Source organism: Fibrobacter sp. (assembly GCA_017503015.1).
Taxonomy (GTDB): domain Bacteria; phylum Fibrobacterota; class Fibrobacteria; order Fibrobacterales; family Fibrobacteraceae; genus Fibrobacter.
This window is the reverse complement of sequence record JAFVTX010000017.1, coordinates 1-20,819: the sequence shown is the minus strand read 5'-3', so window position 1 is coordinate 20,819 and position 20,819 is coordinate 1. Positions and strand designations below refer to the sequence as shown.

Genomic DNA, 20,819 nt, shown 5'->3' with positions numbered 1-20,819 from the left:
TTTACGCTCTCAAACAGTTCAGCGGAGTGACATATATTCCGTCTAGGCGCCGATACGCGGGACCAGTGGCTGTGATTATCGCCATAAAGGCCATGTTCGGGTCATCGACATCATCCTTTAGTTTATTCAGATTTGCAGCACCTTCTTCAATGAGTTTGTCGCCACCAAGCTTGATTTCAATGGCGCCCCATTTCCCTTTAGGCGTATGAACAACGGCATCACATTCAAGCCCACGACTATCTCGGTAATGTTTGACAGTTCCGCCAAGCAGACTCGCATAGATGTTCAAATCGCGCACCGCCAAATCCTCAAAGAAAAAACCGAAGGATTTTAAATCGGCCATCAAATCATCAGGAGAAATATTGAGTGCCTGGCATGCGATGGACGTATCGACGAAATGCCTTGTAGGAGTGGTGCGCACCACCGCCTTGCTGCGGAGGTTCGGGTTCCATGCGTCGATGTCGCTGATGATGAACAAATCCTTGAGCGCATCCCAGTAATCGTTGAATGTTTTAGTATCCATGGTACGATTGTTCGATTCGATAATGTCCTGAATGATTGTCTTGTAGGCGGCTTCGGTGGAAATGTTTCTGGCATAACTGCGCAGAATCATCCGAAGAACTTCGGGTTTCTTATTGCGAAATTTTTCATTTTCGCTTGTGTCGAAATTGAAAAGTCCATTGTAGTAGTTCGCAGTGACATCTAGCGCAACATCACGGTCGTCAAGAATCGAAAGAGGCCAGCCTCCGCGGCAGGTATAGAAAGCCATGTCCTTCAGGGAATGCCTTTCATTTGTATCATAAACATTGGGAGATTCACTAGAAAAAAGTTCCGCAAGTGAAACAGTCCCGGTAGAATCGCCGGATTCAAAAAGCGACATGGGTCGCATGGGAAGGGTCACGATGCGCCCGGCGCCGGAATGGTGAATCTTGCTTTTGTCTGCAGGGGTGGAACTTCCCGTCAAAATAAACTGCCCAAAACCAGGTTTCTCGTCAGCCCACGCCCGGATCTCATCCCAAAGTTCGGGAACAGTCTGCCACTCATCGATAAGCCTTGGCTGCTCGCCCAAGAGTGTGTTGTGGGGTTCCATTCGTGCAAGTTCAATGTTTCGGCGTGTGACGAGGCGAATATTGCTTTTTGCCATGCGCAGGCAAGTTGTGGTCTTGCCGCAAAATTTGGGCCCAGCGACTAGAACAGCGCTGCTAGACTTGAGTAGTCGCTCAATTTGGCTTTCGATGTATCGCTTGCGATAATTGTCCATTTTGACCCCTTTTTTGAGTCAAATATATAAAATTCCCAAGATTGTTGAACATAAATTCCCAAGATTATTAATTTTTTATTCCCACAATTATTAAAAATTGACGTTTTTGTCCTTAAAAATATGGATTCAATCCATAAAATTAAAGGTTAAATCGCGAATTTTAACAAGAAACACCCCCGACACGCACCCAGATATCATCAAAGAATACCGGGTCGGCTTCCCGATAATTCTAAAGCGAACCAAGTGACAAGGCAATTTTCTTGCACTTGTGTCTCCATCCAAAAGAAACGTTCTTCTATAAAACTTTCCCTTGTTAAACACCCCAGAATCTAAAAAATGTCACTTAAAAGAACGAAATATCCTTTTTTTAGCCCAAATTCGCACCTTTTGTAAATTTTTGGTGCATTTTGCCTAAATTAAAGTTATATTTATTTTGGATATATAGAGTTTTTGCTCTTGCCCTCTAAACGAAATCTAGACAGTTTCTAAAACCGAGGACAAGGCGAACGCTCGCGTGAACGCGTTTTTGGAGCCATACCTGTATGGTTCTTTTGGCGTGTTTCGACAAACCGCTTTTTGCGGTTCTGTCGCCCTTTTGGGGCGCGGGACGTTTGCGTTTATCGGTTTGAGGCAAGTCTAGAGCCCCGTTTAGGTAAACGCAACGAACCCGCACCCCTTTTTTATACAAAATTGGGGTCGTGTTTTCCAGGGACAAGGCGAAACTCCACAGGTTTTAACCGATGGAGGCCGTCATGGCTTGGAACAGAAAGATAAATACTCACGTCTCTAGCAAGAACGTCATTGCGCACCCCGTAGGGGTGAAGCAATCCATTGCTGTTCTTTCCTTCTCTCTTCTCTTTGCCGCCTGCGGGGGAGACAGCGGTTCGGGGGTCAAGGGCTCTGAACCAGCCGAAGGAGTCGATGATGGCCGTGAAGTGGCGACCCTTGTCGATATGGGCCGCTGCACCAGCGAACGCGAGGGCGATACGGTCTATGTCGCCGAAAAGTTGACGGACTACCTTTGCAAAAATAACTCTTGGGTGGACCTGAGCGAAGTCTCATCGGATATGTCCTCTGGCAAAACGGATTACGACACTAAATCCAGCAGCAGTAATAACAGCGATACGGATGTACCCGAAGGCTTTGTCCGGGAGAACATTTCCGTGACGGGGGTTGCACAGAAAGGGCCTTTCAAGTTCGGCTCACCGCTGAACCTGTATGAATTAAAGAAGAACCTGACCCCTTCTGGAACCGTTTACAAGGACGAAATCTCCAGCAACAAGGGGGATTTCGTGATTCCCAAGGTGAGCCTCGCATACCCCTACGCAAAACTTGAAGTCCGCGGCCTTTATAGGAACGAGGTAACGGGCGAATGGTCCGCCGATTCCATGACGCTCCGTGCCTTGACCGACTTTTCTGAAGAACGGACAGATGTAAACATCAACCTGTTGACCCACCTGGAATACGACAGAGCCCTTTATCTGGTGCAGGAGAAGGGCTACAGCGTCTATGCCGCGAAAAAGCAGGCTGCGCAAGAAATCATGACGGCATTTGAGTTTGCGACCGCCGTGACCTATTCCGAGGACTTCGCCATCTTCCAGAACGAGGGAGTGAGCGCGACCACCAGCGCGGGCAATGCATCCCTCCTTGCGATTTCGGCGCTGGTCATGGGCAACCGTAGCGATGCCGAAATTCAAAACACCATAGACAAGTTCATTGCTGACATCAAGACCGACGGCGAATGGAATGACTTGCAGACAAAGGCATCCATGGCGGACTGGGCTTATGACTTTAACTACAGCACCATTAAGGCTTCCGTGAAAAGCTGGAATATCCTGGATATCCCCGCTTACGAGACCTACCTGGACATCTATTGGAACAACGTATATGGGCTGGGTGGATGCTCTGTCAACCGTAAGGATGTCGTTGCTCCGAACAGCAACAAGTTGAGCGAGAATTACAACAAGTATTTTATCTGTAACGGTAGCCAGTGGAATCCCGCGACCACTTTCCAGAAGGACACCTATGGATGGGCCACAGGTAAAACGGGCGAGTTCAAGAAAGGAGACGTAACAGACACCATATATATTTGCAACGGCTCCAAATGGGAAGTTTCTGAAAGGGAAACCGCCATAGGCCTTTGCCAAAATAGTAACGCAGGTGTGGTAAGCAAGTATGACGGCACTTATTACGTCTGTAAGAACAACGCCTGGGGAACAGCGACTATACTGGAGTATGACACCTATGGTAAAACTTGCCTGAAAGACGGCTCAATTGTCGCTGGCAAAGTTGTAGCTTCAAATAAATACGTGTGCGATGCAGGAACCTTTAGAGTTGCAAATGAGCAGGAATTGTCCCTGAACAAAGGTTGCGTCAGTTATACGGATGAAAATGAAATTCGCAAACCCATATCAAACGGATTAGACTCTATCTACACATGTACGAATAATTTGTGGGTGGGCGAGCTCAAGATTCGTGATGGTTTTATGTTGGATGAAAGAGACCAGAAGCTTTATAGAACTGTCGTCATCGGAAGCCAGACATGGATGGCAGAAAACCTAAATTATGCAGACACCACAAATTATAAGAGCCGAAATTGGTGTTACAACAATAGCCTGGATAGCTGTGCTAAATATGGTCGATTGTACACTTGGGCTGCCGCGATGGATAGTGCTGGCAAATGGAGTACGCATGGAAAGAATTGCGGATATAATAAGTCCTGTACTCCGACATACCCTGTGCGTGGAATTTGCCCCGAAGGCTGGCACATTCCGAGCAAATCGGAGTTTCAAACGCTGTTTACGGAAGTCAAAGGGCAATCATCTGCGGGTAAGGTACTCAAGTCCGCTAGTGGCTGGAACGGCACAGATGAATTTGGCTTTTCGGCATTGCCTGGTGGCGTGTATTATGGTTACTTCTCTAGAGTAGGGCAAATGACTTTGTTTTGGAGCGCCACGGCATACAGCGACATTGATTCTTATTACATACTGTTTAGAAGCGACGACAACGCTGCACCTTTGGGTTACGACGACAAGTACTACGGGGCTTATATCCGCTGCCTCAAGGATGAACAATAATTTTTTTTCAAGGAGGCTGTTATGACAGTCTGTGAAAGCAATAGGATTATTTTTTATAACATAATATTGTTGGCGGTATTCCTTGCCGTTGCGGGCTTGCTTTGTGCCTGCGGTGGCGACTCCGGCAACACAGCACAGAACAATGAATCGAGTGCTACTACCGAAGACTCTGAAGAGGGGTTGGGACAGGTCTACTTCAGGGAATATGTCAATATAGAGGGCAGTGCGAAAACAGGTGCTTTTCCTTTTCAGGACATTTCGCCCGTGAATTTGCATGAACTAAAAAGTGATCTGACACCTTCTGGCCGCATACACTACTCCACAACAGGCGTTGATGAAGGAAATTATGAATTCTACGAAGTCAATCTTGATTATCCATATGCAAAACTTGAAGTTCGGGGGCTTTATTGGAACGATGTTAAAGGCGAATGGTCCAAGGATTCCTTGACGCTTCGAACCTTGACAAGTTTTATGGATGAACAGTCAAAAGAATATGATAATAGCTACTACAAAAGAAACATAGACCTGCTTGGCCATTTGATGTATGACCGTGGCATCTACTTGTTTCAGGAAAAAGGCTACGGTTTCAATATCGCGTGGTGGCAAGCGGCCCAAGAAATAATGTTTGCCTTCGGTTTTTTGGACGAGGCTACGATGAACTATATAGACGAAGTCAAGAGAATGGATATAGATACAGGGATGGTAGAAAACAAAGGAAAATACGTTGAAATACGTGATGTGGAGTCTTTTCGTTCTTTACTTTTGAACGAGGCAATATTCCGATACAATGATGATGCTTATCTTCAGGCCATTTGGACATTGTTCCTAGGCGACCGTAGCGATACCGAAATTCAAAAGACCCTTGACAATTTCATTGCCGATATCAGGACAGACGGTGTATGGGATGACTTGCAAACAAAGGCCGACATGGCTGACTGGGCATACGAATTGGACTATAGTAAAATTCAGAAAAATTTAAAGAAAAGGGGAGCTTCTTTACAGATAGAGGGATGGATAGACAATTATGAAGAAATTTTGGATGATTTTTGGGCCAATGTCTTTGGACTGGGTGAGTGTGGCCTTTACGATAATAGGATGGTCCGCCAGAACACAAACAAATTCAGCAAGCATTACAAAAAATACTTTGTCTGTCAGGAGATTGATTTCAAGGCAGGCTGGGTTGAGTCGGAACGGGAAAAGGTGATTGGACCTTGCGAAGAGAAAAAAGCAGGCGTGATTAGCAAATATGATGGAGGGTATTATATATGCAGAAATAATTTTTGGGAGTATGCAACCGCACAAGAGTATGATACATATGGTTGGACCGCAGGCTCCGAAGGAGAAATTCGAAAAGGCAGCGTAGATTCTACCAATTACTATGTATATAGAAATGGCGAGTGGCAATGGGACGATTCTAGGATTGATGTTGTGTTTGGCGGGTGTACATGGGACCGCGAGGGTGTAATTGTCAAAGCTGATTCTTCCTTATACACAGATTACAATGATGAAGGACAATTGGAAAATAAATGGAAATATTACTATTCCATCTGCAAGTCAAGAAGCTGGGTAGAGGCGACAGAATTGGAATATGACACCTACGGCTTTGGAAAAGGCCGTGATGGTGAAGTTCGGGCGGGAAAGGAGAACAGGGACAAGTATTACGTGTATGAAAATGGAGCGTGGCGAATTTCAGATGGATATCTCGAAAATAGTCTGGGGGCATGCGTAGCAAGCCGGGAGGGCGAGGTGGCCAAACATATAATCTCTGGTTCTTATTTGGAAGGCGGCTATGATCGGGTTGACTATTACATCTGCAAGAACAAGGAATGGAAAAGCGCTGAGATATTGCAGTATGATACCCAAGACTGGGGTGCAGGCACTACGGGTGAAATAAGAACTGCCAGTTACGATACATCACATCATTACATCTACATAAATGATGAATGGCAGTATGCCAGTTCGTTAGAATTAAAATTTGGGGCGTGCGTTGCAGAGAGACTAGGGGAGATAATCGGTTCAAACGAAAGATACTATTACATCTGTACACCATCTAACTATTGGGATATCGCCACTCCCTTGGAATACGACACCTACGGCTGGAGTGCAAGCAATGATGGAGAAGTGCGCACAGGTAGCGTGAATATACGCAACTACTACGTGTACGAAAACGGAGCCTGGAGAACTTCGGCCAATGTGGTTGAAGATGAACTTGGAGCATGTGTCTCGAGTCGGGAAGGCGAAATAGGATATTGTAGTAATGGTTCATATTGTGACACAGATGACAGTTTTTGTGTAGATGGTCGGTATGCGGGATATTATATCTGCAGGCTGGAAATGTGGACAAAAGTGGACCGTGATACTTTGGGCTTGACATGCCTGAAAGATGGCTCGATTGTCAATGGAATGATTGCTTCTTATAGTAAATATGTTTGCGATGCGAATGGATTCAGAAGTGCCAGCCCGCAAGAAAAATCCTTGAATAAAGGCTGCACAATATATAATGAAGGTGACATTATAAGAAAACCCCTGGCAGTAACCCATGATTCCGTGTACCTGTGCAGTAATGGTTTATGGAACGCATCGATTGACTTTTTCGGAAAGTTGGGGGTATTGACGGATTCAAGAGATGGGAAGATTTACAAGACTGTAACTATCGGAACACAGACCTGGATGGCGGAAAACCTGAATTATCTTGACAGCGCAAGAAACGTACGACTTTCATGGTGTTATGACAATATGACAGACAACTGTGCAAAATATGGACGTCTTTACACATGGGCTTCCGCCATGGATAGTATCGGAAAATGGAGCACAAACGGGAAAGGTTGTGGATACAACAAGTCTTGTACACCGATATACCCTGTGCGCGGTATATGCCCCGAAGGCTGGCACTTGCCGGATACAACGGAATGGAGCCTCTTAATTAATGCCGTTGGAGGAAAGGCAAATGCAACTAAAATACTCAAATCTGAAAATGGTTGGGATAGCAGTAATGGTTCGGATGCGGTTCACTTTACGGCATTGCCTGCTGGATATTTCGATAGCAAGGGTGCCTTCTATCAGGAAGGCGCAGGAACGTTTTTCTGGAGTTCAACGAGAAGCTATCTGACTTCCTCTTACGGATTGGCCTTACGTACCCAATCACCTGGTGTATCGAGTTTATCTACTAACGATGGGTATTCGATCCGTTGCATCAAAAATCAATAATTAACTATAGGACGTTTTGAAATTAGGGAGGCTATTATGGCCCAAAACATAAACGCAATAACAAAGTATATCACCGCATTCGTTTTCGCTATTCTCCTTGCCGCCTGCGGGAACGACAGCAACAGTTCATCGGGTCTGGATAACGATTGTTATGATTGCGGCTCTGTTGAAGAGTATGACTTAACTGATTTTGGCTCCTGTACTGGCGACAGAGAGGGCGATACTGTGAGGCTTGATGAAGTATTTGCCGTTTACCTTTGCAAGAACGGCACCTGGGTGGACTTGGGCGAAATTCCCTTCACAGATTCGCCCGCCTTGTCTTCGTGCAGCGAATATCAAAGTTCATCCGATGCGATCGTAGTTCCCGAAAAGAAGGATGCCTTTGACCCATGCGGTTCAAAGAATAATGGCGTGATAATCGAATACAAAAAAAACTTCTACATCTGTAGGGATAGTGTCTGGGAGCATGCAACTACGTTGGAACTTGACACATATGGCTTTTTGGGTTCAGATGGAGATGTGAAGACGGGTGTAATGAACAAGGACAAATATTATGTCTATGAAAACGGAACATGGAGAGTCACGACCAATGAACTGGAAATCATCTTTGGCGCGTGCATGGCAAGCAGGGAGGGTGAAAAGAAGTCTCTGAATGCCGAACATTACATCTGCAGGTCGAATACCTGGGAAATTGTGGCTGCTTTGGAATACGATACATACGGTTGGGATTCCGGCACCGAGGGCGAAGTTCGAGTGGGAAACGAGAACAAGGACAAATATTATGTTTATGAAAATGGGGTGTGGCGGGCCTCAGCCAATGGAATAGAAGACAATCTGGGAGCATGCGTGGCAAGCAGGGAAGGAGAGTTTGCAAGATATCCTTGGGGAGGTTATTACATATGCAAATCGAATACTTGGGAAACGATGTCGGCCTTGGAATATGATACTTACGGTGAGGAATGCACATCGGTAAATATAGGCGGACTTATAAGAGGTAATGTTCTGAAAGACAACATATACTATTGCACAGCGAATGGTTGGGCGATGTTGATGGCTGGTTGGAGTTGGGATGTTCCTAAGGAAGCCTATCTGAATCCTGACATTACCTACGGCACCATGATAGACTCTCGCGATGGCAATGTTTACAAGACAGTAGAAATTGGAACACAGACTTGGATGGCTGAGAACTTGAACTACTCCGACAGCGTAACCACACCGAGTTTGTTGAATCGCAACTGGTGTTACAATGATGAATCCAAGAATTGTGACTTGGCGGGTCGCCTATACACGTGGTCGGCGGCTATTGATTCAGTCAAACTATATACAGACAAGTCTGTTGATTGTGGCGAGGGGAAAACATGCGTCTTACCCGACACTGTTTATGGGATTTGTCCGCCGGGCTGGCACTTGCCGGATACTACCGAATGGAGAAACCTGTTCAATGCGGTGAGGGGTGAATCAGGGGCGGGTACGGTTCTTGCATCCCAGCGCGGCTGGTGGTCTGAATATAATAGAGGAAAAAACACCTACGGTTTTTCCGCGCTGCCCGCTGGCAGGAGGTACTACGGCCTCTTCTACGACGATGGCTACGACGCCTTCTTCTGGAGTGCTACTGAGTACAGTAATGGCTTCGCCTATAACATGTACCTGCTCTACGGCCTCGGCAATGCGTTCCTGAATGACAACGGCAAGGGCAATGGGTTCTCAGTTCGTTGCGTCAAGGACACAAACTGATATACAAAGCTAAATGTTGGGTTTGGAACGGGGAAACTGGTAAAAAAGCCCTCTGTCGATTTGATTTTGTCATTGTAGCTGATAAATCTTTGTTTAACACCATGTGCTCCAAAGTTCAAAAGATTTTGGAAAATCGTTGATATGGAGTAAAAAATGAAAAAGCTTCTTTTCGTATTAGTTTTGTTCCTGACATAGATTTAACGTATGTCAATATGGAAATTCTTGGCGAAGCAATGCTTGATTACATGAAATTTTTCAAAAATATCTTCCCGAAAATTGACAAAATACTTAATATACTTTAGCTGACGAACTTGAAAAAAATAGAAATTTAATTTGCTAAAAATACTTTTATTTACTTTTGTTGCGTTAGGGATGGAAGTGGCGAAGCCATTCGGACTCGCGAAGCGAGGCTGAACGGACGGCGAAGCAGGGCGAGCCGATAACGCGACAGCCCGACCCGCGTCAGCGGGGAACGCCCAAACGTCACTCAGGCGCTCCATTCCGTTTGCATCAAAAAATCCAGTAAACCGACAACTAAAATTCCGTCGTCGTAATGCGGCTTGACAATATCCTTCAGTATTTCGGACGCTTGATTATCATATTTAATATTATTGCTACTTTTATTTGTTTTTGGAAAAATATATACCTATTTTTTCATAAAATCGCAAATCCTATTTAATATTTTTGCTATTTTCAACAAAAATATTAAATAAGTGACATTTTTACGCAAAAACGCCCAGGTCGATGATTTTCTGCAGGGAGGCTATGGTGCCCTTGTTTTCATGCAAGTACATCGTAAAGCCTCAGGTCGTAGATATACTTGTATGTTTTTAGTGGGAAGTTTTCGATGTATTTATCTACGTCGGCGCGGAGAATCTTGTTTCGCAAGATATGCCTGCGGATAATGTCGGGCGATTCTTCCTCGCAGCAGTAGTCGGTATATTCCTCGACATCCTTCAGCAAATCTAGAAGTTGAAGGACGTTGCGGTTTTCCTTGGTGACGGCGACCTTGGCCCGACGGATGTAAAATGGAATTTTTCCGACCTTCACTTCGCGCGCGATGGCTGTGGTGTTATTCGTGACGATTTCTTCTTTATACGGCACCTGCAGACACAATCCCAACTGGTTAGCGAAGGTGTAACCCGAATAATAACCGTAAATTTCATCGCCATCAGTGATGTACTTGTACTCGGCGACCATGTTCGATGATAAGGGGTAGTATTCGTGGTTGGGGTCCGGCAAAAAATAGACCCCCGGTTCAAACCGCGAAAGTTCGCCCGCATCGACCAGTTTCTTGAATTGCTGGCGCAGATTACCAGCCGAAAGCCCAAGCGGCTCGGCGTCTTCGGTGAAAATCGGTTTTCCCGGCCCGAATTTTGATTTCAAGAATTCCAAAAGCATTTTGCATCCTCATTAACACTTTTTAATATATATAATAAAAAAGTGTTTGTCAATGGGCAAAACAAAACACCCCCGACACGTCAATGCCGGGGGAATCTTTCGTCTTTCGTCTATTTGAACAGATTCTTCATTTTCTCAAGGAAGGATTCTTCCTGCGCGGTTTCCTTGTCGTGCCTAAGTTCCGCGAGTTTCTGGTAGAGTTCCTTCTCTTCGCGGCTCAAGTCCTTCGGGATTTCCACGCCGATGTTCACGTAGAGGCTTCCACGGTCGCCGCGCTTGTTCAGCGGGTACAGGCCCTGTTCGCGCAGGCGCAAGATGCTCCCGGCCTGAGTGCCGGCCGCAATCTTGATCTGCACTTCGCTACCGTCCAGCGTCGGGATTCGCTGCGTTCCGCCAAGCACCAGCTTGTGGACCGGCACCTTGATTTCGCAGTGCAAATCGTCGCCTTCGCGGGTGTAGAAGTCGTCGGGCTTTTCGGCAATGACCGCCAGCAAGTCGCCGCAAGCACCGCCGCGAGGCCCGCAGTTGCCTTCGCCACGCAGGTTCAGGTACTGGCCCTCAGCAACGCCCGCCGGAATCTTGATGGAAATCTCTTCGGTTTCCTGTACGCGGCCCTCGCCGTGGCAATGCGGGCACGGTTTCGCGATGACTTCGCCCATGCCGTTACAGGTGGGGCAGGCGCTCTCGGTAATCATCTGGAAAAATCCGCCTGTAGAACGGCGCACACGACCCGTTCCATGACAGGTGCTGCATTCCTTGATGTCCTGACCGCCCTTGCCGTTACATTCCGTACACGGAGTGTAGCGTTTCAGGCGAACCTTCTTGGTGCAGCCCTCGAAGATTTCCTTGTAGCTGAGCGCCACCTTGATCTGCAAGTCGTTCCCGCGCGGAGGCCCGGCCTTACGCGAGCTCCTGCGGCCACCGCCGCCAAAGCCACCGAATCCGCCACCGAAAATATCGCCAAAGTTCGCGAAGATATCCTCGAAACTGAATCCCTGGCCGCCGAATCCGCCGCCACCAAAACCGCCACCGGGGGCGTTAAAGCCGAACTGGTCGTACTGTTTACGCTTCTCGGGGTTGCTGAGCACATCGTAGGCCTCGGCAGCCTCCTTGAACTTCTCTTCGGCTTCCTTGTCGCCCGGGTTCTTGTCCGGGTGGTACTTGATGGCAAGCTTCTTGTAGGCGTGCTTGATCTCGTCAGCACTCGCGTCCTTGCCGACGCCTAGAACTTCGTAATAATCTCTTTTTTCAGCCATTTTTCGCTCGCTTTGCTCGCAGGTCGGTCGCCTAACGGCTCCCTTTGAGCAATGAGGTCGTGCCTAAAGGCACTTTGAGGTCGGGGCTAAAGCCCCTTTGAGGTTAAATTCTATAGCAAAAAGGTGTTCCCGGTCAAAAAACGGGGAAACACCATTTAAGAGATCGCTTTCAAGGCTCACTCCTCAGAGCGCAGCGTCCTCAAAGCGAGCTTGCGAGCGACCTCACGCCTATTAGTCAACCACTTCCGCGTCGACGACTTCCGGACCGTCGCCCTTCTTGTCGTTCTTCGGCTGTTCAGAAGCACCCGGCTGCGGACCCGGCTGAGCCTGGTTTGCACCGGCGGCCTGAGCCATGGAGCTGATCATGCCTTGGAGCTTGTCCATAGCGGCCTTGATCTCTTCCTTGGTGCCGTTGTCCTTCTTGGCCTTGATGTCGTCGATAGCAGCCTGCAGCTGGCTCTTGGTGTCGGCCGGCAGCTTGTCGCCAAATTCCTTGAGCTGGCCTTCGGCCTGGTAAGCCATCTGTTCGGCCTGGTTCCTGATGTCCACCAGTTCGCGCTGTTCCTTGTCCTTGGCAGCGTTGGCTTCGGCATCCTTCACCATCTTGTTGATTTCGTCTTCGGAAAGGCCGCTGGAAGAAGTAATCTTGATGGACTGTTCCTTGCCGGTTTCCTTGTCCTTGGCAGACACGTGCACAATGCCGTTCGCGTCGATATCGAAGGTCACTTCGATCTGCGGCACGCCACGCGGCTTCTTCGGAAGGTCGGTCAAGTCGAACTTGCCGAGCGTACGGTTGTCGCGGGCAAATTCGCGTTCGCCCTGCAGCACGTGAATCGTCACGGCCGGCTGGTTGTCTTCGGCGGTAGAGAACACCTGGCTCTTCTTGGTCGGAATCGTGGTGTTACGGTCGATGAGCTTGGTCATCACGCCACCGAGAGTTTCGATACCCAGAGAAAGCGGGGTCACGTCGAGGAGCAACACGTCCTTCACGGAGGAGTCGCCGCTAAGCACGGCACCCTGGACGGCAGCACCGATAGCCACCACTTCGTCCGGGTTCACAGTCTTGTTCGGTTCCTTGCCGAAGAACTTCTTCACGGCTTCCTGCACGGCCGGGATACGGGTAGAACCACCGACCAGGATCACTTCGTCGATTTCGCTCAGGGAGAGGCCGGAGTCGGCGATAGCCTTGCGGCAGGGTTCCATGGAGCGTTCCACCAGGTGGGCGGTCAGCTGGTCAAACTTTGCACGGCTGAGCGTGAGGTCCAAATGTTTCGGGCCCGAAGCGTCGGCAGTGATGAAGGGGAGGTTGATGTTCGTGGAAGTCGTGGCAGAAAGGTCGATCTTCGCCTTTTCCGCGGCGTCCTTCAAACGCTGCAGGGCCATCTTGTCCTTCTTCAGGTCGATGCCCGGATTGTCCTTCTTGAATTCGTCGTTGATCCAGTCGATAATCACTTCGTCGAAGTTGTCACCGCCGAGCATCGTATCGCCGTTGGTGGCCTTCACGCTGAACATGCCGTCGTCGATTTCCAGGATGGAGATATCGAACGTACCGCCACCGAGGTCATACACGGCGACCTTTTCGCTCTTCTTGGAATCAAGACCGTAGGCAAGGGCGGCTGCAGTCGGTTCGTTCACGATACGGAGCACTTCGAGGCCAGCGATCTTGCCGGCATCCTTCGTAGCCTGACGCTGGGAGTCGTTAAAGTAGGCGGGGACCGTAATCACGGCCTGCGTCACCGGCTGGCCGAGGTAGTCTTCGGCGATCTTCTTCATGGTCTGGAGAACCATGGCCGAAATTTCGGGAGGGGCGAACTGCTTGTCGTCCACCTGCACGCGCACCGGGTCAGAACCCGTGCCCACCAGCTTGTAGGGCATGTTCTTTTCGGCAGCGGAGCATTCGCCGGCCGTACGGCCCATGAAACGCTTGATGGAGTAAATGGTCTTTTCGGGGTTGGTGATGGCCTGACGCTTTGCCACGTGGCCCACCAGACGTTCGCCGTTCTTGCCGAAAGCGACAATGGACGGGGTGGTGCGGAAACCTTCCGCGTTAGCGATCACGACCGGCTTGCCGCCTTCCATCACGGACACGCAGCTGTTGGTCGTTCCCAAGTCAATACCGATAATCTTGCTCATAATGAGTCTCCTATTTTAAATTCTTGCCGCCCGCGAATCAATCTGAACGGGGCGATTTTTTACGCCCATACATAAGCAAAACCCGTGCCAAATGCTAATAACTGGCAAAAAACGGCCATTTCGTTTCGTTCTGAAACAAGAAAACGGCTTGGAAAAGGCTGAAAACGCCATGTTTCATAATGGAACGGTAGCCGCGGGATGTCATCCCCGCGAAGGCGGGGATCTCCCTGTCACCCTGGACCCTGGAGCGCAGCGATAGGGGATAGGGTCCATAGAAAAGGGGTGGGGGAGGCATCCCCCTGGTTCGCACTCCGTTGCTCTCCACCCCCTCGCCTAGGTGGCTCCACCCCCTAACACCCCTTCCAGTGAACGTTGCTTGTAAACCAACATAAAATAAGTTATATTGCCAAAAAAATTTTTTCTTTAAATTGATTTAAAATAAGGATTCTTTCATGAATAAAATACCCCTGTTAGTTATTGTATTCACTGCTTTGACAATGTTTTTTTCTGCTTGTGGTAGCGACAAAGGCTCTAGTGCCGACGACAAATCCAATGAAAAAGTTGATGTAAAATCTAGTGCCGACGACAAATCCAATGAAAAAGTTGATGTAAAACAAGGGAGTTTCGTAGATTCACGTGATGGAAAATCATATAAGACTGTTTTCTTGGGTGATCAGGAATGGATGGCAGAAAATCTGAATTATGCGATAGCTGGAAGTTATTGTTATGACGGGCTTGATGAAAACTGCACTGAGTTCGGGCGTTTGTACAGTTGGTACGAAGCGCAGGAAGTATGCCCAGAGGGGTGGCATTTGCCAACAGATGAAGAGTGGAATCTGATGCTGGATTTCGTTGGTGGCAAGGAGGTTGCTGGAAGAAAGTTGAAAAGCGCCAGTGGATGGGAAAATGATTTGAAAGGAGACCGTTGTAACGGACTTGACTCTTACGGTTTTTCAGTGAAACCTTCTGGTAATTGTGCTTTTGACAATGTTTGCTTGGGAACTTTTTTTGCGGAGTTTTGGTCCAATAAAAGCCATGGTACAACGAGCGCTTATTATTGGAGTTTTTCGTTCTCTACAGATTCCGTTCTTTACTACGACGGTGAATATAGAGGTAATCTAAAGTCTGTCCGCTGTCTCAAAAATAATTAGTGTCATGACGAGTTTTTCCAGATTATCTCATTGTCAAGAGATTATCTCATCATAAAAATCCAAAAATGTATTGCTTTTGTGCGGACAAAAACGTATATTAATAGACATGAATAAGACCGCAAATTTATACGCCCGTATTGAACCCGACGTCAAGGAACAGGCCGAAAGCGTCCTGGAAACCCTCGGCATATCCGTTTCTAGCGCCATCAACATGTTCTATAAGCAGATAATTCTGCAACAGGGTATTCCCTTCGACGTGAAGTTGCCCAAGGCTCCAGAAAACGCTGCCAAATGGTCGAAAGAACGCCTCGATGCGGAACTCGAGAAAGGCTACGACGATATGCTGAAAGGTCGCACCCGCCCTGCCGCGATGGTCCTTTCCGATGTCAAGAAGAAATATAAGGTATGAATTTTGAAGTCCACTTTTCTTCTGCTGCAGAGGCTGACATCGATCAAATCTTTGACTATATCAGCATAACGCTTTGTTCGCCAATCGCTGCCAAAAATCTAATGGCAAAATTTCAGGAATCGGTAAACACGTTATCCGATTTTCCAGAAGCATTTGCCTTATGTCAAGAAGAACCTTGGATTTTGCGTGAAGTACGCTCAATGTCTGTCGAGAATTACCGCTTGTTTTATCATGTCAATCACGACAAGCAGAAAGTCGTTATATTGCGCGTCCTTTATTACAGACAAGAAGCAAAGTAGTCTTCAAAAAACTTAATCCAGACCGAGCACAAGACGGATGGCGGTCAGGGCCTGGTGGGCGGCGCAGAGCATGACGCGGGGGGCAACAAGCCCGGCGACTTCGTCCACGTCGTTCTTGCCGTCGCCGCAGAGGTAGAACTTGTCCGTAATGCGGCGGGTGAGGATGGCGTTTCCGCTGTCGTAGCTGGCCATCCCGCTGGCGGCGACCAGATATTTTTGAGGAAGTTGCTCCAGGACCGTATCCACCAGCATGGCCTTGGCGTCGGCCTTGTCAAAAGCTTCGCAGATGACGTCGGCCTCCTGCAAAAGGGAAACTGCGTTTTCGGCGGTGACCTTGACCCGATGGACCTCGTAATGAACATAGGGGGCGATCTCTTTCAGGTTCTCGAGGAGGGCTTCGGCCTTGGGGATTCCCACCTGGTTCATTTTGTATTGCTGGCGGTGCAGATTGGTGATGTCCACCGTGTCGAAATCTATCAAAATTAGCCTGCCGACGCCTGCACGGGCGAGGGAAATGGCGATGTTCGAGCCGAGGCCTCCCAGGCCGCACACGGCGATAGTTGCTTTTTGCAGTTTCTCGACGGCATCGGCTCCCTGCTTTTGGACCAGGGCGGCCAGGATTTGCTCTCGGGAGGGGAGGGGTGTATCGCCAGCCGACATCAGCCGCCACCTACAAAGTTCACGACTTCGACGCAGTCGCCGTCGGCAAGGACGGTCTCGCCGTATTTGGACTTGGGGACGATTTCTCCGTTCCGTTCTACGGCTATACGCACCTTATTGAATCCGGCTTCGGCAATGTAGCTTTCCAGCGTTTTGCCTGCGGCATCTACGTCCTGTCCGTTAATCTTCAGCATGGGTCAAATATAGTTTAGTGCGGGCCTATTTTCCGGAGGAGACGATGACTTTCGCGGTTTTCAAGATCTTGTTTTTGAGCTTGTAGCCCTTCTGGAACACGGTGACCACATGGCCTTCGGGCACAGTCTCGCTGGGCTGCTGCATCAGGGCTTCGTGCATGTTCGGGTCGAATTCCGCGCCGGTGGGGTCGATTTGCTCGAGGCCCGCGTCGGTGAGAATCTTTGCGAACTGGTTGTAAATCATCTGCATGCCTTTCTCGAAGGCTTCCAGGTCCTGGGCCTTGTTTTCGCTGGCGAAGGCACGCTCGAAGTTGTCCTGGACTTCGGAGAGCTTTTCCAGGAGCTTGCCGTTGGCGGTCTCGATGAGTTCCAGCTGTTCCTTGGCGGTACGGCGGCGGTAGTTGTCGAATTCGGCCATCAGGCGGAGGTTCCGGTCGTTTGCATCGGCAAGGGCTGCCTTGAGGGCAGCAGTCGGGTCTTCGGTAGCGGGTTCCGCAGGCTGTTCAGCGGCTGCGTCTGCGGGCTGCTCGGCGGCAGCATCCGGACTGGATCCTTCGTCGCTTTGCTTCTCAGGATGATGTTCTGCGTCGACCTTATTCTCGGTTGGTGAGCTTGCCGAACCATCCATCTTCATCGCGTCTTCGGCGGCCTTGAGCACGTCTGCTTCGAATTTTGCTTTTTCTTCTGCGGTCGGTTCCTGTTCGTTCAAATCTTCTGCCATTTCAATAAATCCTTTAAAAATTATCCTGACGGGCTACAGTTTTACATTTTCTAGCCAAAATCACGCCCAAAGATAGCAAATTATGTGCCAAAGGAAATAAGGGGATATTGGGCAAAAAATTAAGGAAAGAGGTTTTATTGTGAAACACGGCCCCCTTTCGTTTTTTATATTTTAGTTTACATAACCCGCATTATCGGCAACAAAATATAGCAATTTTTGCCTCAATTTGTCAAATTTGGCCAATCCCGCATTTCCTATCTTTATATATTGTAAACGAAATGAGCAAAATGCCCTCCAAATATAAATTTATCCTGTTTGCGGTGGTCTGCCTTTTTTCCGCCGTCCTGCTGCAGAGCTGTGCGGCCACCCGAAAGATCGACGCGGCCAGCATCCTGAGCAAGACCAAGCTAGAATTCAAGGAACTCGCGCTGGATTCCGTGACCATCAATCCGGAGCTGTTCGAGCAGGTCAATAACCTTAAATCTACGCTGCTGCCGAACCCCCAGGTGGTGCTTATCGTGCAGAACTTGGCCAGAGGGATTATCGAGAAGGAACTTGGCAAGGCGCACCTGACGGCCGTCATGACGGCAAACAACCAGAGCCCGGACACCCTGTGGGTCCGGAATCTGAAGGCGAACCTATTCCTGGATACCTTGATAGAACTGCCATTGCAGTTGAAGGATTCTACGGTGCTTTTGCCCGGCGCAAGCGACATCACGCTTACGACGGACTTTCCGCTGGACAAAAGGCTTCTCTCCCTGACCGGAATCACCAAGTACCGCGCCAAGGGCGAAATTTCCGTATCCCTGGAAGCCGAAGGCCCGCTAGTTTCCTTTGATTTTGACATAGAACATCCCATTTCTCCCGAAGAAATGCGCGCCCTGGAAGACAGGGCCCGGAAATCCCTTTTGGACGGCCTTGTCAGTGACTGGGTCTATTCCATTTTCCCGAAGGAATGATTATGAAACTCCCCCGTCGTTTTGTCCCCGAAAACCTGAATCCCGATGACGAAAAGAAAATCAGCGAGCTTTACCGGAGCCTGCTATTGCGGGACATTCCCGCGGCCGCCACTCCCCTACGGGACTGGATTCTGGACTGGAGCGAGCTGAACTCTGTGCTGGGCGAAGTCAGCTGCCGCCGCTACGTGGCCATGACCTGCGACACCAAGGACGAAAAGGCTGCCAAGGCCTATGCCGACTTTGTAGAAAACATCCAGCCTGTCATCAACGAATACGATGACAAGCTGAACAAGAAACTGATGGCCCACCCCTCCAAGGACGCTCTCAAGGGCGAGTTCGGCGAATGGTTCAAGGGCGTCCAGGTTTCCCTGGACCTGTTCTCCCCCGACAATATTCCCCTGGAGACCGAAGAAAACAAGGAAATTCAGGCCTACCAGAAGATTACCGGCGGCATGAGCGTGGAGTTCGAAGGCAAGACTCAGACCATGCAGCAGATGGCGACCTACATGGAAAATACAGACCGGGGCTTGCGGGAACGGGCCTGGCGGGCCATGTGGGAACGCCGCCTCAAGGACAAGGACGCCCTGGACAGTGCTTTTGATAAGTTGTTCAAAATTCGTAAGGATGTGGCCAAGAACGCCCACTGCAAGGACTTTATCGACTACATTTTCCTCGCGAAGCACCGGTTCGACTACTCCCCCGCCGACTGCGAAGCTTTCCACGAAAGCATCGAGAAGCTGGTGCTCCCCCTGCTGAAAGAAATCTACAAGAAGCGCGCCCAGAAAATGGGTCTTGAAAAGCTCAGGCCTTGGGACCTGGACGTCGACCCGCTGAACAGGCCTGCCCTCAAGCCATATTCTAGCGGAGCGGAACTCATCGAAAAGGTGGATCGGATTTTCGAAAGCATCCACCCCCAGGCAGGCAAGTGGGCCAGGGAGATGCAGGCCCAGAACCTTATCGACCCGGATTCCAGGCTCGGCAAGGCCCCCGGCGGCTACCAGATCGGCTTTGACGAGAGCCGCCTCCCCTTCATCTTCATGAATTCCGCCTGCACGGACCGGGACATCTACACGCTCCTGCACGAATCGGGTCATTCATTCCACCAGTTCGCCCTGGCGAACCAGCCTATTGTGGCCTACAGGGACGTTCCTGCGGAATTTGCAGAAGTGGCCAGCATGAGCATGGAGCTTATCGGCATGTCCAACCTGAAACCCTTCTACGGAGACAACCACGAGGCCATTTCCCGGAGTATCCTGGGCGAACTGACAGATGTCATCTGGCTGTTCCCATGGGTGGCCAGCGTGGACAGTTTTCAGCACCGCATCTACAGTTTCCCGGAGCACACGGCCAGCGACCGCACCGACATCTGGAACGAAATCATGGACCGCTACGACGCAGGCATCGACTATTCGGGCCTGGAAGCGGTCCGCGGAAACCTCTGGCAAAAGCAGCTCCACATTTTTGAGTGCCCGTTCTACTACATCGAGTACGGAATAGCCCAGATTGGAGCCCTGCAGGTATGGGCGAACTTCAAGAAAGACCCGAAAAAAGCCATCGACGACCTTTTCCGAGCCGAAAGTCTGGGGAGCAGCCGCCCCCTGCCGGAGCTTTTTGCCGCCGCAAACATCAAGTTCGACTTCACCCCCAAGACGCTCGAACCGCTCATGCAGGTCGTGTGGGATGAGCTTGGCGCCTGAGGCGCAGTTAGTAGTTAAGAGTTACTAGTTACTAGGATTCGAATCCGTCATAGCAACAAATAGCTTTTTTTAGAAAAAAACACTTTTTTATGCAAAAATGGCCTAAAATCGGTTGACAAGGGCAAAAAAAACATCTATATTTGGCCTCACATCCTAAGGAGGGATGGCCGAGTGGTTGAAGGCGCACGCTTGGAAAGCGTGTTTACTTTACGGTAACGAGGGTTCGAATCCCTCTCCCTCTTCTAAAAAATTTCGGAGGTACCCCGATGTCCGACCAGAGAGTTTATCTCGACGATATTTACGCTAGCAAGGAATGCCAAGGTTCCGTTTTCCGTGCCGTGGTGATGATGGCCCATGAGGCCCGTTTCCTCAACAGCCAGGCCGGTCAGGGTTACATCCAGCTCACCAAGAAGCCCACCACCATCGCTATGTACAAGTTCAAGGAAGGCAAGCTTTCCATGATTGAAAAGGGAAGCAACGACGTGACCGAAGAAGCCATTGCCGCTTCTGCTGCCGCTGAATCCGAAAACGTGGCGGAAAACGCTGCCGCCAATGCCGAAGCAGCCGACGCCGCTTTCGGTGTGTAATTCCGAAACTTTTTGAAATGATACCTCGGACTAACCTCCGGGGTATTTTTTTGTATCCACCTTCCGGGGCTAT

The 20,819-nt window shown here is 49.3% G+C and carries 16 protein-coding genes and 1 tRNA gene; 10 read left to right on the top strand and 7 right to left on the bottom strand.

Annotated features, from left to right (window positions below):
- Position 1 precedes the first annotated feature (1 nt).
- Positions 2 to 1,261 (bottom strand): ATP-binding protein, encoded by a 1,260-nt coding sequence (locus IKB43_03455; GenBank protein MBR2469198.1) that lies wholly within the window; start codon positions 1,259 to 1,261, stop codon positions 2 to 4.
- 2,486 nt (positions 1,262 to 3,747) lie between these two features.
- Between IKB43_03455 and IKB43_03450 the strand changes: the two genes are divergently transcribed.
- From IKB43_03450 to IKB43_03440, 3 genes are all read left to right on the top strand, one after another.
- Positions 3,748 to 4,338 carry a fibrobacter succinogenes major paralogous domain-containing protein gene (locus tag IKB43_03450; GenBank protein MBR2469197.1) on the top strand — a complete coding sequence of 197 codons (591 nt, stop codon included), beginning with the start codon at positions 3,748 to 3,750 and terminating at the stop codon, positions 4,336 to 4,338.
- 2,403 nt (positions 4,339 to 6,741) lie between these two features.
- Positions 6,742 to 7,545 (top strand): fibrobacter succinogenes major paralogous domain-containing protein, encoded by an 804-nt coding sequence (locus tag IKB43_03445; GenBank protein MBR2469196.1) that lies wholly within the window; start codon positions 6,742 to 6,744, stop codon positions 7,543 to 7,545.
- 1,044 nt (positions 7,546 to 8,589) lie between these two features.
- A complete protein-coding gene (locus tag IKB43_03440; protein MBR2469195.1) occupies positions 8,590 to 9,279 on the top strand; it encodes a fibrobacter succinogenes major paralogous domain-containing protein in 690 nt (229 codons plus the stop codon).
- A gap of 780 nt (positions 9,280 to 10,059) precedes the next feature.
- Here IKB43_03440 and IKB43_03435 read toward each other — a convergent pair.
- The 3 genes from IKB43_03435 to dnaK form a co-directional block, all read right to left on the bottom strand.
- Positions 10,060 to 10,680 (bottom strand): type IV toxin-antitoxin system AbiEi family antitoxin domain-containing protein, encoded by a 621-nt coding sequence (locus IKB43_03435; protein MBR2469194.1) that lies wholly within the window; start codon positions 10,678 to 10,680, stop codon positions 10,060 to 10,062.
- A gap of 110 nt (positions 10,681 to 10,790) precedes the next feature.
- Positions 10,791 to 11,936, bottom strand: coding sequence for a molecular chaperone DnaJ (gene dnaJ / locus IKB43_03430; GenBank protein MBR2469193.1), 1,146 nt, complete (start codon positions 11,934 to 11,936; stop codon positions 10,791 to 10,793).
- Between the two features lie 231 nt (positions 11,937 to 12,167).
- The gene (dnaK, locus tag IKB43_03425) at positions 12,168 to 14,069 is read right to left on the bottom strand and encodes a molecular chaperone DnaK (protein ID MBR2469192.1); all 1,902 of its coding nucleotides are present in this window, start codon (positions 14,067 to 14,069) and stop codon (positions 12,168 to 12,170) included.
- A gap of 452 nt (positions 14,070 to 14,521) precedes the next feature.
- Here dnaK and IKB43_03420 point away from each other — a divergent pair, with 452 nt between their 5' ends.
- The 3 genes from IKB43_03420 (at position 14,522) to IKB43_03410 (ending at position 15,928) form a co-directional block, all read left to right on the top strand.
- The gene (locus IKB43_03420; GenBank protein ID MBR2469191.1) at positions 14,522 to 15,220 is read left to right on the top strand and encodes a fibrobacter succinogenes major paralogous domain-containing protein; all 699 of its coding nucleotides are present in this window, start codon (positions 14,522 to 14,524) and stop codon (positions 15,218 to 15,220) included.
- 106 nt (positions 15,221 to 15,326) lie between these two features.
- On the top strand, positions 15,327 to 15,629 hold the full coding sequence (locus IKB43_03415) for a type II toxin-antitoxin system RelB/DinJ family antitoxin (GenBank protein ID MBR2469190.1): 303 nt from the start codon (positions 15,327 to 15,329) through the stop codon (positions 15,627 to 15,629).
- A complete protein-coding gene (locus IKB43_03410; protein MBR2469189.1) occupies positions 15,626 to 15,928 on the top strand; it encodes a type II toxin-antitoxin system RelE/ParE family toxin in 303 nt (100 codons plus the stop codon). The genes IKB43_03415 and IKB43_03410 overlap by 4 nt, the downstream gene beginning before the upstream one ends.
- A gap of 12 nt (positions 15,929 to 15,940) precedes the next feature.
- Here IKB43_03410 and thiF read toward each other — a convergent pair whose 3' ends face one another.
- From thiF to grpE, 3 genes are read right to left on the bottom strand one after another with little or no spacing between them, the layout of a single operon-like run.
- A complete protein-coding gene (thiF, locus tag IKB43_03405) occupies positions 15,941 to 16,588 on the bottom strand; it encodes a thiamine biosynthesis protein ThiF (protein MBR2469188.1) in 648 nt (215 codons plus the stop codon).
- On the bottom strand, positions 16,588 to 16,782 hold the full coding sequence (gene thiS, locus IKB43_03400; protein MBR2469187.1) for a sulfur carrier protein ThiS: 195 nt from the start codon (positions 16,780 to 16,782) through the stop codon (positions 16,588 to 16,590). The genes thiF and thiS overlap by 1 nt, the downstream gene beginning before the upstream one ends.
- A 25-nt stretch (positions 16,783 to 16,807) precedes the next feature.
- The gene (gene grpE / locus IKB43_03395) at positions 16,808 to 17,503 is read right to left on the bottom strand and encodes a nucleotide exchange factor GrpE (protein MBR2469186.1); all 696 of its coding nucleotides are present in this window, start codon (positions 17,501 to 17,503) and stop codon (positions 16,808 to 16,810) included.
- A 278-nt stretch (positions 17,504 to 17,781) separates the two neighbouring features.
- Here grpE and IKB43_03390 point away from each other — a divergent pair, with 278 nt between their 5' ends.
- From IKB43_03390 to IKB43_03375, 4 genes are all read left to right on the top strand, one after another.
- The gene (locus tag IKB43_03390) at positions 17,782 to 18,462 is read left to right on the top strand and encodes a hypothetical protein (protein MBR2469185.1); all 681 of its coding nucleotides are present in this window, start codon (positions 17,782 to 17,784) and stop codon (positions 18,460 to 18,462) included.
- 2 nt (positions 18,463 to 18,464) lie between these two features.
- A complete protein-coding gene (locus IKB43_03385; GenBank protein ID MBR2469184.1) occupies positions 18,465 to 20,159 on the top strand; it encodes a M3 family oligoendopeptidase in 1,695 nt (564 codons plus the stop codon).
- Between the two features lie 157 nt (positions 20,160 to 20,316).
- A tRNA-Ser gene (locus tag IKB43_03380) sits at positions 20,317 to 20,401 on the top strand.
- Positions 20,402 to 20,425: 24 nt separating this feature from the next.
- The gene (locus IKB43_03375; GenBank protein MBR2469183.1) at positions 20,426 to 20,746 is read left to right on the top strand and encodes a hypothetical protein; all 321 of its coding nucleotides are present in this window, start codon (positions 20,426 to 20,428) and stop codon (positions 20,744 to 20,746) included.
- Positions 20,747 to 20,819: the final 73 nt, after the last annotated feature.